The organism is Marinobacter sp. 3-2, from assembly GCF_003751355.1.
Taxonomy (GTDB): Bacteria; Pseudomonadota; Gammaproteobacteria; order Pseudomonadales; family Oleiphilaceae; genus Marinobacter; species Marinobacter adhaerens.
In genome coordinates, this window is record NZ_RJUQ01000011.1 from 523,179 (window position 1) to 538,247 (window position 15,069).

Genomic DNA, 15,069 nt, shown 5'->3' on the forward strand with positions numbered 1-15,069 from the left:
AGGCTTCTTGCTGATCACAAAGTAAACAACTACACTTTCATTCGCTTATCATGCGTTTAAGTGTTTTTCTGGAAGGGATTTATGGGAAAGGCAGCATCATTCGCAACCAGACACGCCAGAAGAGTCAACATGAAACCTGTCGCCGCCAAATTGAATTTGCGCAACCAACAGCGAGTGGACGTAGCCACCGACATTACTATTGAGAAATCGGACGGCTGCTGCCTGACCTGTTCGGTATCCAATCTCTCCCGCACGGGCGTCATGATTTCCTGTAATCAGGAAACGGTGAAACAACTCATTCCCGAGCAAAAGGCCCCGGCTCCAGGACACTGGATTGCCGTGAAGACCCGATTCTCCGTGCCGGTCGTTGCAACGCAACCGGTTTCCATTATTGCCGACGGCAACATCGTTCACATGCGACGCATCGCAAGGGACGAGTTTCAGCTGGGCATCCAGTTCGCTGAGTTTGAAGGTAACGGCTTCGATTACGTCGATCGATACGTTGCCAAACTGTTGGCTGACTCCCGCAATCCGGCCTGACCTCGACCTGCCTGCTGACGAACGACCAGGTCCCACCACTGCTATATTGTTATAACGCCAATGTCTAGTTGGCCGTCTTCTTATGCCCTTATCCCCTCTGGTATAGTTGCCGTATTCATTCGCACAGCCAACACGGCCCGCACGGCGGCAACGGATTATCATGACCACATACAACCTCACGCACCTGAAACAGCTGGAAGCGGAAAGCATCCACATCATCCGGGAAGTGGCAGCCGAGTTCGACAATCCGGTAATGCTGTATTCCATCGGCAAGGACTCCGCGGTAATGCTTCACCTGGCCCTGAAGGCCTTTTACCCGGGTAAGCCGCCCTTTCCGTTGATGCACATTGATACGACCTGGAAATTCCGGGACATGATCAAGTTCAGGGACAACGTCGCTGAGAAGTTCGGCCTCGACCTGATTGTGCACACCAACCAGGAAGGCGTGGATCAGGGAATCGGGCCGTTTACTCACGGCAGCGCGAAACATACCGATGTCATGAAGACCCAGGCCCTGAAACAGGCGCTCGACAAGTACAAGTTTGATGCAGCCTTCGGCGGTGCCCGCCGAGACGAGGAAAAATCCCGGGCCAAGGAACGCGTGTATTCGTTTCGGGATGAGTACCATCGCTGGGATCCCAAGAACCAGCGTCCCGAGTTGTGGAATATCTACAACGGCAAGATCAACAAGGGCGAGAGTATCCGGGTGTTTCCGCTGTCCAACTGGACGGAACTGGATATCTGGCAATACATCTACCTTGAGAACATCGACATCGTTCCGCTCTACTATGCTGCCGAACGCCCGGTCGTTGAGCGCGATGGCACCCTGATCATGGTGGACGACGACCGTATGCCATTGAAGGAAGGCGAGAAACCAATGATGAAATCGGTCCGCTTCCGGACCCTGGGCTGCTACCCGCTGACAGGCGCCATCGAATCCGAAGCCAACACGCTTCCTGACATTATCCAGGAAATGTTGCTGGCCAAGAGCTCCGAGCGCCAGGGTCGGGTAATCGACCACGATTCAGCCGGCTCCATGGAACAGAAAAAGCGGGAAGGGTATTTCTAAGATGTCACACCAGTCTGATCTGATTGCAGAAGATATTCAGGCCTACCTGAAACAGCACGAAAACAAGGAGCTCCTGCGCCTGCTCACCTGCGGCAGCGTGGATGACGGCAAGAGCACCCTGATCGGCCGCCTGCTTCATGACACCAAGATGATCTACGAAGATCACATGGCCAGCCTGAAAACCGACAGCGCCAAGATGGGAACGACGGGCGAGAAACTCGACCTTGCCCTCTTGGTCGACGGCCTGCAGGCCGAGCGCGAACAGGGCATCACAATCGATGTGGCCTACCGGTACTTCTCCACCGACAAGCGCAAGTTCATCATCGCTGACACCCCGGGCCATGAACAGTACACCCGTAACATGGCCACCGGCGCGTCTACCGCCCAGGTCGCGATCCTGATGATCGACGCCCGCCACGGTGTTCTCACCCAAACCCGGCGCCATTCCTACATCGCGTCTCTGCTGGGTATTCGGCACATCGTAGTGGCCGTGAACAAGATGGATCTGGTGGATTTCAGCGAAGAGCGCTTCAACGAAATCAAAGACGATTACCTGGCGTTTGCCGCCAAGCTGGGCCTGAAAGATATCCGTTTTGTGCCGCTGTCCGCCCTTGAAGGCGACAACGTGGTAAACAAAAGCGAGAACACACCCTGGTTCACCGGCCAGCCCCTGATGGAGATTCTCGAAACCGTGGAAGTGGGCCGGGACAAGAACCTGGAGCATTTCCGCTTCCCGGTTCAGTACGTTACCCGACCGAACCTCAATTTCCGGGGCTTCTGCGGCACCATCGCCTCCGGCGTGATCCGCCCGGGCGAACAAGTGATGGCCCTGCCCTCGCGGCGCACCAGCACGGTCAAGGAAGTTGTCACCTTCGATGGCAATCTCGAAGAGGCCTACATTGACCAGGCGGTCACCCTCACCCTGACCGATGAAATCGACATCAGTCGCGGCGATATGCTGGTCAAGGTGGAAGATGAGCCCGAAGTGGGCAACCGCTTCAACGCCAATATCGTCTGGATGACCGACGCCCCCCTGGAAACCGGCCGCCTGTACGACATCAAGCTGGGACCGACCTTTACCTCCGGCACGGTGAAAAAGATCCACCACCAGACCGACGTAAACACCCTGGAACAGCAGGCCAACCCAAGCCAGCTCCAGCTGAACGAAATCGGCCTGTGCGAGCTGACCCTGAACCAGCCCATCGCCTTCGACGCCTACCAGCGCAACCACGCCACAGGCAGCTTCATCGTGATCGACCGGCTCTCCAACGTCACCATCGGTGCAGGCATGGTGGCCGGCCTGGCAGATTCCGGCGAATCGCTCGATCCGGTTTCTGTGGAAGAACGCGAGCGCCGACTGGCCCAGAAACCGGCGATCATTGCCTGTAATGGTCGCCAGGCGCCGGCACTGGCTCTCGCCGTTGAGCGTGCGCTGTTCGACCAGGGCAAAACCGCCGTGGTGGTCACCGAAGAAAACGCCGGCGATGCCGACGAACGCCGCCGCGTGGCCCAGCTTCTGACTTCCCACGGCCTGGTTGCCATTGCCGTTAACCTGGGCACTGACATCGCCAACGCCGCAACAACCGCCGACAACGAGCAGGAGATTCCTGAGGCTGTTGGCAAACTTGTGCAGGAGTTGATTCGCAGCAAGCGGGTCTAAGCTTTGAACTGACTGGAGATATCCCTACTTCGGTGGCTGGCTACTTTAGTGGCTGGCGCCGGGGTGGGGGTATCTTTTTCTTTGTGAAAAGCAACTCGCTTCGCTCAGACATCTTTTCCCGGCAGAAAAAGATACCCCCACCCCACCGCCGGCATACTCTGTTGCCAATTCTCGAAGCAAAAATGTGGAGAAAGATTCAACTACTGCGTTGGGCGGACCGCTTAAAGGCCCGTGGACGTGGGGCAGGTAGGTCTTTTTCTGGAGAAAAAAATGTCTGAGCGAAGCGAGTTGTTTTTTCGCAAGAAAAAGACCTACCTGCCCTGCGTCCCACCCCCAGAACCAGCAGACTACGAATGAATCCAACACCAGAACGTGGCAGAATCCCGCCTCTCTGAGTTAACCGAAACAACGAACAGGAGCTGCAAAATGGCCATCAAACATCTCCGCACTGCCTTCGCCAGCCAGTACCAGCCGGGCCAGCCTGCCCGCCTTGTGACCGGTGAGGCCCTGCAGGAGCCCGGTGGCGATTACGAGGGCCTGCACAAGCAGATGAAGCGCCTGTTCAACAGCAAGCCCGGTAAGAAATACGGCCGGTTTTCCGAAGACCTGGGCGAGTGCCCGTTCAGCGCCTGGCTGAAAGACTACCTGGAAGACAAGCAAACCTTCGGCGCCATGACCGACCGCCTGTTCGGACAATGGCAGGAGCTCCTGACCGGCAGTCAGGAAGAGTTCGATGGCCATCTGATGATCGTCCACGATGCCCTAGCGGACGCCGAAGTGGTTTACCTGTTTATCCTGGAAACCGACAGCGCCATGCGGTTCGATGGCAACCAGTCACTGGATGCGACCGACGTCCTTAGCCTGTCTCGCCTGAATCTGGCCGTTCGCATCGAGCTGGACGACTGGCGCGGCAACAACCCCGCGGAGAACTATCTCACCCTGGTTCATGGCCGAGGAACGGGTGAGCCGGGCGAGCTGTTCATCCGTTTGTGTGGGTTTACCAATCAGGTGGATGTGGAAAAGGAAACCATGACCTTCCTGGATGCGGTGGAAGCTTTTGCCAAGTCCTCGGAGCCCGAAAAAGCCGGCGAGGTTCGCAACAAGGCCTATGAGTTCTGTAAGGAGCAGCATGCCCTGGGCGAGCCGGTCGAAATCGAGGCATTGTCCGGCTACCTGGACGAGAGTGAGCCGCAACGCTTCAAGGAGTTTGCCTCAAAAACTGCTGAACTGCCGGAAAGCGGCGTGCTGCACCCGGACCATCGGAAAGTGAAAAAGCTGGTACGGATTGCAGGCTCCGGAGGCGGAATGAGCGTGTCCTTCTCTTCCGACCTGGTGAATCAGGCGGTTTACTACGACCGCGACAAAGATGCCCTGACGATTACCCGGCTTCCCAAGGCTTTGCGGGAGCAGCTTCAGCGGTATCTTGAGGCTCGCGAGGAGTGATGGGCTCTAGCTTTTGCTAAGTAGCCTGCTCGATTTGGGGGCTGGTCCAGAGGTGGGAGGCCTTTTCTTCTGGGAAAAGCAACTCGCTTCGCTCAGACATCTTTTCCCGACAGAAAAGACCTCCCACCCCCGGACCGATCTCACAGAAGAGTAATTTTCTTTTTATTGCTCATCTGCGGTGACTTTGGGTTCGTCATCCCACCGTGGGCGATTCGCCCTTAACTTTCTTACTTCCTGCATCCAGCCCACACCGTCGACCAACTCACCCGTTTCCGGGTCTATCGGCGGGTACGGCAAATTGCGGTCGTCGCAGTAGCGTTTGACGGTGGGCTGACACCAACAGAATAAAAGGCGGTTGTACTCGTCATCCGGCATCCGGCGCTGATCGAACATGCCGGCCAGCTTCCGCTGCCTCTGGGCTTCGGACAGGACAATCGCGCAGGCAGACGATACATTCAGCGACTCCACCATCCCCATCATTGGGATAACGATGTGCTCGTCAGCCTGAGCCGCGGCATCAACGCTGACGCCATCCACTTCGTTACCCAGGATTATCGTGCACGGCAGGGTGTAATCCACATCCCGGAAATCAATGGCCCGGTCGGAGAGCTGTGCGGCGTATAGCTTGTGGCCCTGCCCTTTCAGCGCGGAAACCGCTGCTTCCATGCTCCGGTGGGTGTGGGTGGTGACCCAGTTGTAGCTGCCTCCGGCGGTTTTCCGGAAAGCCCGAAATCCTTCCTTGGGCCAGACCACGTGCATGTTGGCCAGGCCGAAAGCATCGCAGGAGCGAATGATGGCGGAGAGGTTCCGGGGTTTATGAACCTGGTCGGTGAGGACGCTCAGATCCGGTTGCCGGGTGTTCAGGGTTTGTTTGATCCGGGAGAGGCGTTCGGGGGTCATTTTGGTGTTTGGGTATTAGGTTGAAGGATTTATCGTGAGGCTCGTCGAAACCATAAGCGCCAAATAGTACCACAACCGAACTAGCAACTAGCCGAGACAAAGGTGGTTGAAGTTTAAGCACCCCGTTATAATACGCAGTTCCTTTTTGCTGGCGCCCCGTTTCAAACACCAGTTCCCGGCGCAACATCCATCAGATTACGTGAGACCCATGGCCAAGAAGCTGTACATCAAAACCCACGGCTGTCAGATGAACGAGTATGACTCTGCCCGCATGGCAGACCTGCTCAAAACCGGTGAAACCGTCGAAATGACCGATTCACCCGATGACGCCGACATCCTGCTGCTGAACACCTGCTCCATTCGGGAAAAAGCCCAGGAGAAGGTGTTCCACCAGCTTGGCCGCTGGAAAAAGCTGAAAAGCAAAAAGCCGGAAATGATAATCGGCGTGGGTGGCTGTGTGGCTTCCCAGGAAGGCCAGGCGATCATTGACCGCGCACCTTACGTGGACATGGTCTTCGGCCCCCAGACCCTGCATCGCCTGCCGGACATGATTACCGAAGTGCGCGCCAAGGGTAACGGTGTTGGCGTGGTGGACGTCAGCTTCCCGGAAATCGAAAAATTCGACAACCTGCCCGAGCCCGGCGCAGACGGCCCTTCCGCGTTTGTTTCAATCATGGAAGGCTGCAGCAAGTACTGCACGTTCTGCGTGGTGCCCTATACCCGCGGTGAAGAAGTCAGCCGCCCGGCAGACGATGTGATCGCCGAAGTGGCCCACCTCGCCAGCCAGGGTGTTCGCGAGGTTAACCTGCTGGGCCAGAACGTGAATGCCTACCGTGGCGAAACCCACGACGGCGACACGATGGACCTGGCGGAACTGATCGAGCTGATCGCCACCATCGACGGCATTGATCGCATCCGTTACACCACGTCCCACCCGGTGGAATTCTCGGATGCTCTGATTGACGTGTACGAGCGGGTTCCGGAGCTGGTCAGCCATCTGCATCTGCCAGTTCAGAGCGGTTCCGACCGCATCCTGGCGGCCATGAAGCGCGGCCATACAGCGCTGGAGTACAAATCCAAACTCCGCCGCCTGCGCAAGATCCGCCCGGATATCAGTTTCTCGTCGGACTTCATCATCGGCTTCCCGGGCGAAACCGAGAAGGACTTTGAAGACACCATGAAGCTGATCAACGACATCGGCTTCGACATGTCCTTCAGCTTCGTATACAGCGCCCGTCCGGGCACACCGGCGTCAGACCTGCCGGACGATACGCCATTGGATGTGAAGAAGCAGCGTCTGAGCATCCTGCAGGATCGCCTGAACCAGAGCGTGATGGACATCAGCCGCAAGATGGTTGGTAGCACCCAGCGGATTCTGGTGACTGGCCTGTCCAAGAAGGACCCTGGCGAATACGCAGGGCGTACCGAGAACAACCGGATTGTGAATTTCCGGCACGAGAATCCGGAGGTTGTTGGGCACTTTATTGATGTCGATATTGTGGAGGCCTATCCCAACTCACTTCGCGGTGTGCCCGTGAATTCCGAGTTTTACTAAAGCTCGGGTCCTATTCGTCTTGGGTTTGGAGTTTGGCGAGTGGTGGGGCTCCCCTCCCAAAAACCGCTACGAGCACATCCATGTTCGCTTGGCGCCGGCCATCCTTGGCCGCCGACATTTTTGGGAAGAAGGCCCCACCGCTCTCCGCTGATTGCTCCGTTGCATGCCAAAACCAGAAGGCAATGCACAGGGCCCCAGCTTGGATTAGACGAAGTCGTGATCCAACAATGTGCCTGTTACGAGTTAACCTGTCGGATTGCGCCTCCGGCTACTCCGATTTACTTGTTTTTTAGCATTCGGGCCTGCACATAGAACTTAAAGGGCAAGGGCCGGAGGGGCTTTCCAAAAACGTGGAGCGCCAGGGATGGCGCGACCGAGCCCTACAGGGACGTATTTACGGGCGTTTTTTGGAAAGCCCCTCCGGCCCTTGCCCGTTAACCGAACATCAGAAATACGTACTCCCAAACGAAAAACCCAGGGGAGTAAACCAAACGGAGCACTTTTGAACGCCAACGATCACAGACAATTTGACCTGCACCCGGTGGACCAGCGTCGGCTGGCGACGCTTTGTGGCCAGTTTGATGAAAACCTGAAGATGATTGAAAAACGCCTGCACGTGAAAGTCGGCAGGCGCGGCCACCATTTCCGAGTTGAGGGTGAGACCGAGCATGTGGCGGCGGCCGTTGAGGTTATCCGGCATCTCTATCGGGAAACCGAGGCTACCGATGACCTTCCTCCGGATACCGTGCATCTGTTTATCCGGGAAACCGGTTTTGAACGCCTGCCCGACGACGTGCCCTACGATGGCGCTGTGACGGTCATCAAGACCCCCAAGCTTCAGGCCAAGCCCCGGGGTGCGAACCAGCAGAAGTATGTTCATAACATCCGCACCCACGATATTAACTTCGGGATTGGGCCGGCGGGTACCGGCAAGACCTGGTTGGCAGTGGCCTGTGCCGTTGAGGCCCTGAAAGACGAGCAGGTAAAGCGGATTTTGCTGGTTCGGCCCGCGGTCGAGGCCGGCGAGAAGCTTGGTTTTCTTCCCGGCGACCTCGCGCAAAAGGTCGACCCATACCTGCGCCCGCTGTACGACGCTCTCTATGAAATGCTTGGGTTTGACCAGGTTACCCGGCTGATTGAGAAAAGCGTGATCGAGATTGCGCCGCTGGCGTTCATGCGCGGCCGCACGCTGAACAACTCGTTCATCATTCTGGACGAAAGCCAGAACACCACCCGGGAGCAGATGAAGATGTTTCTGACCCGGATCGGCTTTGGCTCCACGGCTGTGATTACCGGCGACACCACTCAGGTAGACCTGCCACGGGGTCAGAATTCGGGGCTTATTCACGCTGCCGGGGTTCTGAGCAAGGTATCGGGTATTGGGTTCACACGGTTCGAAGCAAAGGACGTTGTTCGGCACCCGCTGGTACAGCGGATTGTTGAGGCCTACGATTCCTTTGACGACGGGAGTGCGACGGGCCAGTGAATAAGCTGACTGTGGATTTTCAGCAGGTTTTTGAGGCGCCAGGGATACCTTCGGAGACGCAGGTTCAAAAATGGGCGCAACTTGCCTGGCAGGGCGAGGATCCGTCCGAGGTGACGGTCCGTATTGTCGGAACCGAAGAAAGTCAGGCCCTGAATCATCAGTACCGTGGGCGGGACTACCCGACCAACGTGTTGTCCTTCCCATTTGAGGCGCCAGCCGGTATAACGGTGCCATTGGCCGGAGATCTGGTGATATGTGCACCGGTTGTCGAGAAAGAGGCCATGGAACAGGAAAAAAACCTGGTCGCCCACTGGGCGCACATGGTGGTGCACGGCATGTTGCATCTCCAGGGTTTTGATCATATTGAAGACGAAGATGCCGAGGTCATGGAAGCCCTCGAAGTCCGACTGCTTGCGCAGCTCGGATTCGGCAATCCCTACGAAGCAGAGGAAACGGAACAAGACTCATGAGCGACGATCAGTCGAGTCGCAGTCAGGGCGGCAAGTCCTGGCTGGAACGTATATCCCAGGCCTTCTCCAGCGGGCCTGAGTCCGTTGAGGACGTGCTGGAAATCCTGCGGGACGCCGAGTCCCAGAACATCATCGATGTTGATGCCATGAGCATCATCGAAGGTGCCATGCAGGTGATCGACATGCGGGTGGATGAGATCATGATTCCCCGCTCCCAGATGGTCACCGTTAAGGCATCCCAGGAGCCCAAGGAGTTCCTGGGCGAGATCATGGATTCTGCACACAGCCGGTTCCCGGTCATCGGGGACAGCCAGGACGACGTGATTGGCGTTCTTCTGGCCAAGGATCTGCTTCCCCTGGCTCTGAACAACGACCTCAACTGGAATCGTATCCGGGAAATTCTGCGCCCGCCCACTTTCGTGCCCGAGAGCAAGCGTCTGAACCAGTTGCTCAAGGAATTCAAGGAAAACCGTAACCACATGGCCATTGTGGTGGACGAATACGGTGGTACGGCCGGCCTGATCACCATTGAAGACGTGCTGGAACAAATTGTGGGCGAAATCGAAGATGAGCATGATTTTGATGAAGAGACCCACATCAAGGCCCGGGGCGATGGCAGCTATGCCGTAAAAGCGGTAACACCCATTGATGATTTTAATGAATTCTTCGAGACCGAACTGGACGAAGAGGAATTCGACACCATCGGTGGCGTGGTTCTCAAGGAATTCGGACACCTGCCCAGACGGGGCGAATCGGTTGAATTCGGCGGTTTGCGCTTTACCATTGCCAACGCCGATAACCGTGTAATCCGTCTGCTGCAGGTAACCCGAAGTGAACAGTGACGCGAAAAATACCAGAGCGCTGAAGACCCCGCTTTCCTCAAACGCATTACTTGGCGCAGCAGCCCTTCTGGTTGCCGGCGCCATGCAAACCCTGACCTTTTCACCGTTCAACCTCTGGTGGCTGGGACCGGTTTCAGTCCTTCTTATTCTCCTCGTGACGATTCCGCTGGCTCCAGAGAAGCTCTTCCGGGCCGGTTGGCTTACTGGCCTGGGGCTGTTCGGCAGCGGCGCCAGCTGGGTCTACGTCAGTATCAGCGAACACGGTAATACCGCCATTCCGATTGCCGTTTTGTTGACGGTTCTCTTTGTTGCAGGGCTGGCGCTGTTCCACGGCCTGGCGTTCTGGTTCTGGGGCAAGCTTGCCAAGGAGAGTCCCGCCAGGCGTCTGATACTGTTTCCCGCTATCTGGATACTTGGCGACTGGCTTCGGGGCTGGCTGCTTACCGGTTTTCCCTGGCTGTATCTTGGCACAGCACATACGGACGGCCCGCTCGCCGGGCTGGCACCTCTGACCGGCGTGCATGGCATCACTTTCTGGATAACGGCCACAGGGGCCGCACTCTACGGGAGCTGGTGGCTCCTGAAACACGCCAAGCCGGTTGCTGCGGGCGTCACTCTTGCGGTGGCGCTGATTCCCTGGCTGATTGCCCCGGCCATGAACCGTGTCGAGTGGACGGAGCTAAACGAGGAGCCTACCTCGTTTGCCGCCATGCAGGGCAACATTCCCCAGCAGATCAAATGGGATCCCGAGTTCCTGAAGGATCAGATCGTCACCTACCTCGGCATGACCGAGGATCACTGGGATACGGATCTGATCCTGTGGCCCGAGACCGCCATTCCGATCCCTCAGGACCAGGCTGGCAAGATCATTGATCACATCAGTGAACAGCTGGGCGACAACAGTACTCTGATTACCGGAATACCCTGGTACGGCTTCAGCGACCGTATTGAAGATTTCACGTTTCACAACAGCATCATGGCCATCGGCAATGGCGAAGGGATCTACCACAAGCAGAAGCTCGTGCCTTTCGGCGAGTACGTGCCACTGCAAAGCGTGCTGCGGGGCCTGATCGGTTTCTTCGATTTGCCAATGAGCGATTTCAGCCGGGGACCGGCGTGGCAGGATCCACTCAAGGCCAATGGCGTCAATGTGATGCCATTCATTTGCTACGAAGTCGCCTACCCGGATTTCGTCGCCTTCAATGCCCGGGGCGCGGGCCTGCTACTGACCATCAGCAACGATGGCTGGTTCGGCGACTCCATTGGCCCGTTGCAGCACCTGCAGATTGCCAGAATGCGGGCTCTGGAGACGGGTCGTTACATGCTCCGCGGCACCAACAATGGCGTCACCGCGATCATTAACAACCGCGGTCAGCTGACCGAAACCATCCCCCATTTCGAGCGCGCCACCCTGACTGGCAAGGTGTTCACCGCCACCGGCAGCACGCCTTACATGCAGACCGGCTCCTGGCCCGTCCTGACCCTGGCGGTCATTCTGATTGTCTTTGTCCGGGAGCGGGTCATTCCTCCTGTTTCGGCCAGCGGCTCGTAACCCGCTCGTAGTAGTGGGAGCCGCAGGCTTCACAGGGTTCAAGGTGGCTGGTGGCTGTCAGGCAGCGCATATGCCCGCAGTTCAGGCACTGGAACATGCCAGCAGTGGCCACCTCGCCTGAAATGTACTGGCCCACTTCCTTGTTTTCCAGTTTCTGTCTGAGTTCCAGGAAGTCGACGACGGTTTTATCAGCAACCGAGAACAAACTGTCCGCCAACTGGTGTTCCAGCAGCGCGATATCAAGCTGCAACCATTCGCTCAGGCCTTCACCAGTCTCCTCGACAAAATGCAGTAGGTGTTCAAGATCCCGCTGCAGATAAGCACCCAGGAGGTTTGCCTCATCCCGGGTCATTTCCTCGAGTTCGTACTCGAACTCCACCGCTTTCTGGACCTCTTCTTCGAGGTTCTGGAGCGATGTTTCTTCCAGGTCATGGAGACGCGTTTTTACCCGCTCCAGCATACGGTCGTAAACTTCCAGTGCCTTGCCTGAGAGATGACTTCTTTCTGGTTGTGTCATGTTGACTCCTTGATACCGCAAATCTGGGTGCAAGAGCCGGACTGCGTCCTCTCTTTCCGGGACACGCTGTGAATACATCCCTGTACGCTTGACTGCAGCATCCATGCTGCAGACAGTCCCGGAAAGAGAGGTCGAAGCCCGTCTCCCAAACCTTGGGAAAACACCTGCCGACTCCACTGCTTATGCCTGGGGCGCTGGCGGCGATGACTCCCCGGGACTGTGAGCAGCATGGATGCTGCGATCAAGCCTACACGGACGTATTCACGGCGTGTCCCGGGGAGTCATCGCCGCCAGCGCTACCCCCATATCAGCAAGTCTGGCACAAGAACAGAAAATTGGCAGACTACCTGTAAAGGCTAGTGTGCGTTAGAATGTCGGGCCCGCTCCGGACGTGATTTTTGATACAGGCTTTTATTTTTCCACACAAGGTAATTTCGGTAATGGCAGGAATGGACGAGCAATACAATCCCCGTGACGTAGAACAGAATGCCCGTGATTTCTGGGAAGAGAACAAGACCTTTATGGTCAAGGAAGAGCCGGGCAAGCCCAAGTACTACTGCCTGTCCATGTTCCCCTACCCCAGTGGCAAGCTGCACATGGGGCATGTCCGTAACTACACCATCGGCGATGTGATTTCCCGCTATCAGCGCATGCAGGGCAAGAACGTGATGCAGCCCATGGGCTGGGATGCATTTGGTCTTCCCGCCGAGAACGCCGCCATTGCCAACAAGACCGCGCCGGCCAAGTGGACCTACGCCAACATCGAATATATGAAGAACCAGCTCAAGCAGTTGGGCTTTGGTTACGACTGGGACCGGGAGCTGGCTACCTGCAAGCCGGATTATTACCGTTGGGAGCAGTGGTTCTTCGCCCGCCTGTACGAAAAGGGCCTGGTGTACAAGAAAATGTCCACGGTGAACTGGGATCCGGTGGATCAGACGGTTCTGGCCAACGAGCAGGTTGTGGATGGCCGGGGCTGGCGTTCCGGGGCCCTGGTGGAACAGAAGAAGATTCCCCAGTGGTTTATACGCATTACCGATTACGCCGAAGAGCTGCTGAACGATCTGGACCAGCTGGAAGACTGGCCTGAGCAGGTCAAGACCATGCAGCGCAACTGGATCGGCAAGTCTGAAGGTACCGAGCTGACCTTCCCGCTGAAAGACCGGGACAGTGGCCTGACCGTTTACACCACGCGCCCCGACACCCTGATGGGTGTGAGCTACATGGCCGTGGCCGCAGAGCATCCGCTGGCGAAAGAGGCGGCGGAGCGCCATCGGGACGTGGCTGACTTTGTCGAGGAGTGCCGAAACAGCAAGACCGCGGAGGCCGAGCTGGCCACCATGGAAAAGCGCGGCATCGACACCGGTTTTAAGGCAATTCACCCGCTGACCCAGGAAGAGATCCCGATCTGGGTCGCCAACTTCGTGCTGACTGACTACGGCACCGGTGCCCTGATGGCGGTTCCTGGCCACGACGAGCGGGACCATGAGTTTGCCCGCAAATACAAGCTGCCCATCAAGCAGGTTATTGCCGCCCGCGATGGCCGCGAGATTGATGTGCAGGAAGAAGCGTTTACCGAAAAAGGCACGCTGGTGTCTTCTGGCAAATACAGCGGCCTGACCAGCGAGGAAGCCTTCGACGAGATTGCCAGCTACCTGGAAGAACAGAATATCGGCAAGCGCACCGTCAACTACCGCCTGCGCGACTGGGGCGTATCCCGCCAGCGTTACTGGGGTGCACCGATCCCGATGATGACCCTGGAAGATGGCACAGAGATGCCGGTGCCCGATGACAAGCTGCCGGTACGTCTGCCGGAAGATGTGGAAATGGACGGTGTCCAGTCTCCCATCAAGGCCGACCCTGAGTGGTGCAAGACGGAGTTCAACGGCCAGCCGGCGACGCTGGAAACAGACACCTTTGATACGTTCATGGAGTCCTCCTGGTACTACGCGCGATTCTGCAGCCCCAATTACGACCAGGGCATGCTGGACCCGTCCGCAGCCAACTATTGGTTGCCGGTGGATCAGTACATCGGTGGCATTGAACACGCGATCCTGCACCTGCTTTACGCCCGCTTCTTCCACAAGCTCCTGCGGGATGTCGGGCTGGTAACCAGTTCAGAGCCATTCAACCGGCTGCTTTGCCAGGGCATGGTTCTGGCGGAGACCTATTACCGCGACGATGGCAAAGGCGGCAAGGTATGGATTTCGCCCGCCGACGTGACCGTCGAGCGTGACGAAAAGGGGCAGCCCGTTCGAGCAGTACACAGGGAAGATGGTGAGCCGGTGGTTTCCGGCGGCGTCACCAAGATGTCCAAGTCCAAGAACAACGGTATCGATCCCCAGGCTATTATTGATGAGCACGGCGCCGATACGGTTCGCCTGTTCATGATGTTTGCGGCCCCGCCAGAACAGTCCCTGGAGTGGTCGGACAGCGGTGTTGAAGGCGCACACAGGTTCCTCAAGCGGGTCTGGCGTCTGGTGAACGAACACGCCGTCGCCGGCCCGGCACCCGCTCTGGACGCGGCAAGCCTGAGCGATGACCAGAAAAACCTGCGGCGCAAGACTCACGAAACCATTGCCAAAGTCAGTGACGACATCAGCCGTCGGCTGACCTTCAACACGGCCATTGCCGCGGTGATGGAGCTGCTTAACGAGGTCGGCAAACTGCAGGGTGACGAACCCCAGAACCGTGCGGTACGCCAGGAAGCGCTGGACACCGCAGTGCTTGTGCTGTCGCCGATCGTTCCGCACATCTGCCACACCCTCTGGCAGGCGCTCGGCCACCAGGAGCCCGTGGTTGATGCACCCTGGCCAAAAGCCGATGAAGCCGCCATGGTTCGCAGCCAGATCCAGGTGGTACTGCAGGTGAATGGCAAGGTGCGGGCCAAAGAAGACGTGCCTGCCGACATCAGTAAGGCGGACCTCGAACAGCTCGCCCTGGAAAACGAGAATGTCATGCGCTTTACCGAGGGAGCGACGGTGCGCAAGGTTATCGTGGTCCCCGGCAAACTGGTGAACGTGGTGGCTAACTGA

At 57.4% G+C, this 15,069-nt stretch carries 12 protein-coding genes; 10 read left to right on the forward strand and 2 right to left on the reverse strand.

Annotated elements, in window-relative coordinates:
* The first annotated feature begins 129 nt into the window (after positions 1–129).
* The 4 genes from EDB94_RS04200 (at position 130) to EDB94_RS04215 (ending at position 4,712) form a co-directional block, all read left to right on the forward strand.
* On the forward strand, positions 130–540 hold the full coding sequence (locus EDB94_RS04200) for a PilZ domain-containing protein (RefSeq protein WP_008170127.1): 411 nt from the start codon (positions 130–132) through the stop codon (positions 538–540).
* A gap of 160 nt (positions 541–700) precedes the next feature.
* The gene (cysD, locus tag EDB94_RS04205; protein WP_014577758.1) at positions 701–1,609 is read left to right on the forward strand and encodes a sulfate adenylyltransferase subunit CysD; all 909 of its coding nucleotides are present in this window, start codon (positions 701–703) and stop codon (positions 1,607–1,609) included.
* Between the two features lies 1 nt (position 1,610).
* The gene (gene cysN / locus EDB94_RS04210; protein ID WP_053112684.1) at positions 1,611–3,269 is read left to right on the forward strand and encodes a sulfate adenylyltransferase subunit CysN; all 1,659 of its coding nucleotides are present in this window, start codon (positions 1,611–1,613) and stop codon (positions 3,267–3,269) included.
* Between the two features lie 426 nt (positions 3,270–3,695).
* Complete coding sequence (locus EDB94_RS04215) at positions 3,696–4,712, forward strand: nucleoid-associated protein (RefSeq protein ID WP_053112685.1); 1,017 nt, start codon at positions 3,696–3,698, stop codon at positions 4,710–4,712.
* 162 nt (positions 4,713–4,874) lie between these two features.
* Here EDB94_RS04215 and trmH read toward each other — a convergent pair whose 3' ends face one another.
* Positions 4,875–5,612 (reverse strand): tRNA (guanosine(18)-2'-O)-methyltransferase TrmH, encoded by a 738-nt coding sequence (trmH, locus tag EDB94_RS04220; protein ID WP_062781881.1) that lies wholly within the window; start codon positions 5,610–5,612, stop codon positions 4,875–4,877.
* Positions 5,613–5,820: 208 nt separating this feature from the next.
* Here trmH and miaB point away from each other — a divergent pair, with 208 nt between their 5' ends.
* From miaB to lnt, 5 genes are all read left to right on the forward strand, one after another.
* Positions 5,821–7,167, forward strand: coding sequence for a tRNA (N6-isopentenyl adenosine(37)-C2)-methylthiotransferase MiaB (miaB, locus tag EDB94_RS04225; protein ID WP_108017545.1), 1,347 nt, complete (start codon positions 5,821–5,823; stop codon positions 7,165–7,167).
* A 502-nt stretch (positions 7,168–7,669) separates the two neighbouring features.
* Positions 7,670–8,653, forward strand: a complete 984-nt coding sequence (locus tag EDB94_RS04230) for a PhoH family protein (protein WP_108017546.1) — start codon at positions 7,670–7,672, stop codon at positions 8,651–8,653.
* A complete protein-coding gene (gene ybeY / locus EDB94_RS04235; RefSeq protein ID WP_108017547.1) occupies positions 8,650–9,123 on the forward strand; it encodes an rRNA maturation RNase YbeY in 474 nt (157 codons plus the stop codon). The genes EDB94_RS04230 and ybeY overlap by 4 nt, the downstream gene beginning before the upstream one ends.
* Positions 9,120–9,965: an HlyC/CorC family transporter gene (locus EDB94_RS04240; protein ID WP_008170107.1), complete on the forward strand. Its 846-nt coding sequence runs from the start codon at positions 9,120–9,122 to the stop codon at positions 9,963–9,965. Before ybeY ends, EDB94_RS04240 begins: the two co-directional genes overlap by 4 nt.
* Positions 9,955–11,517, forward strand: coding sequence for an apolipoprotein N-acyltransferase (lnt, locus tag EDB94_RS04245; RefSeq protein WP_108017548.1), 1,563 nt, complete (start codon positions 9,955–9,957; stop codon positions 11,515–11,517). Before EDB94_RS04240 ends, lnt begins: the two co-directional genes overlap by 11 nt.
* On the opposite strand, the gene EDB94_RS04250 is transcribed toward lnt, so the two are convergent.
* Positions 11,486–12,034, reverse strand: coding sequence for a zinc ribbon-containing protein (locus EDB94_RS04250; protein ID WP_041645366.1), 549 nt, complete (start codon positions 12,032–12,034; stop codon positions 11,486–11,488). The genes lnt and EDB94_RS04250 overlap by 32 nt on opposite strands.
* A 449-nt stretch (positions 12,035–12,483) precedes the next feature.
* Here EDB94_RS04250 and leuS point away from each other — a divergent pair, with 449 nt between their 5' ends.
* A complete protein-coding gene (gene leuS, locus EDB94_RS04255; RefSeq protein WP_108017932.1) occupies positions 12,484–15,069 on the forward strand; it encodes a leucine--tRNA ligase in 2,586 nt (861 codons plus the stop codon).

What these genes read in the sequence shown, in the direction of transcription:
- EDB94_RS04200 (WP_008170127.1), top strand. Translation starts at nt 130, where the DNA reads ATGAAACCTGTCGCCGCCAAATTGAATTTGCGCAACCAACAGCGAGTG.
- cysD (WP_014577758.1), top strand. Translation starts at nt 701, where the DNA reads ATGACCACATACAACCTCACGCACCTGAAACAGCTGGAAGCGGAAAGC.
- cysN (WP_053112684.1), top strand. Translation starts at nt 1,611, where the DNA reads ATGTCACACCAGTCTGATCTGATTGCAGAAGATATTCAGGCCTACCTG.
- EDB94_RS04215 (WP_053112685.1), top strand. Translation starts at nt 3,696, where the DNA reads ATGGCCATCAAACATCTCCGCACTGCCTTCGCCAGCCAGTACCAGCCG.
- trmH (WP_062781881.1), bottom strand. Translation starts at nt 5,612, where the DNA reads ATGACCCCCGAACGCCTCTCCCGGATCAAACAAACCCTGAACACCCGG.
- miaB (WP_108017545.1), top strand. Translation starts at nt 5,821, where the DNA reads ATGGCCAAGAAGCTGTACATCAAAACCCACGGCTGTCAGATGAACGAG.
- EDB94_RS04240 (WP_008170107.1), top strand. Translation starts at nt 9,120, where the DNA reads ATGAGCGACGATCAGTCGAGTCGCAGTCAGGGCGGCAAGTCCTGGCTG.
- EDB94_RS04250 (WP_041645366.1), bottom strand. Translation starts at nt 12,034, where the DNA reads ATGACACAACCAGAAAGAAGTCATCTCTCAGGCAAGGCACTGGAAGTT.
- leuS (WP_108017932.1), top strand. Translation starts at nt 12,484, where the DNA reads ATGGACGAGCAATACAATCCCCGTGACGTAGAACAGAATGCCCGTGAT.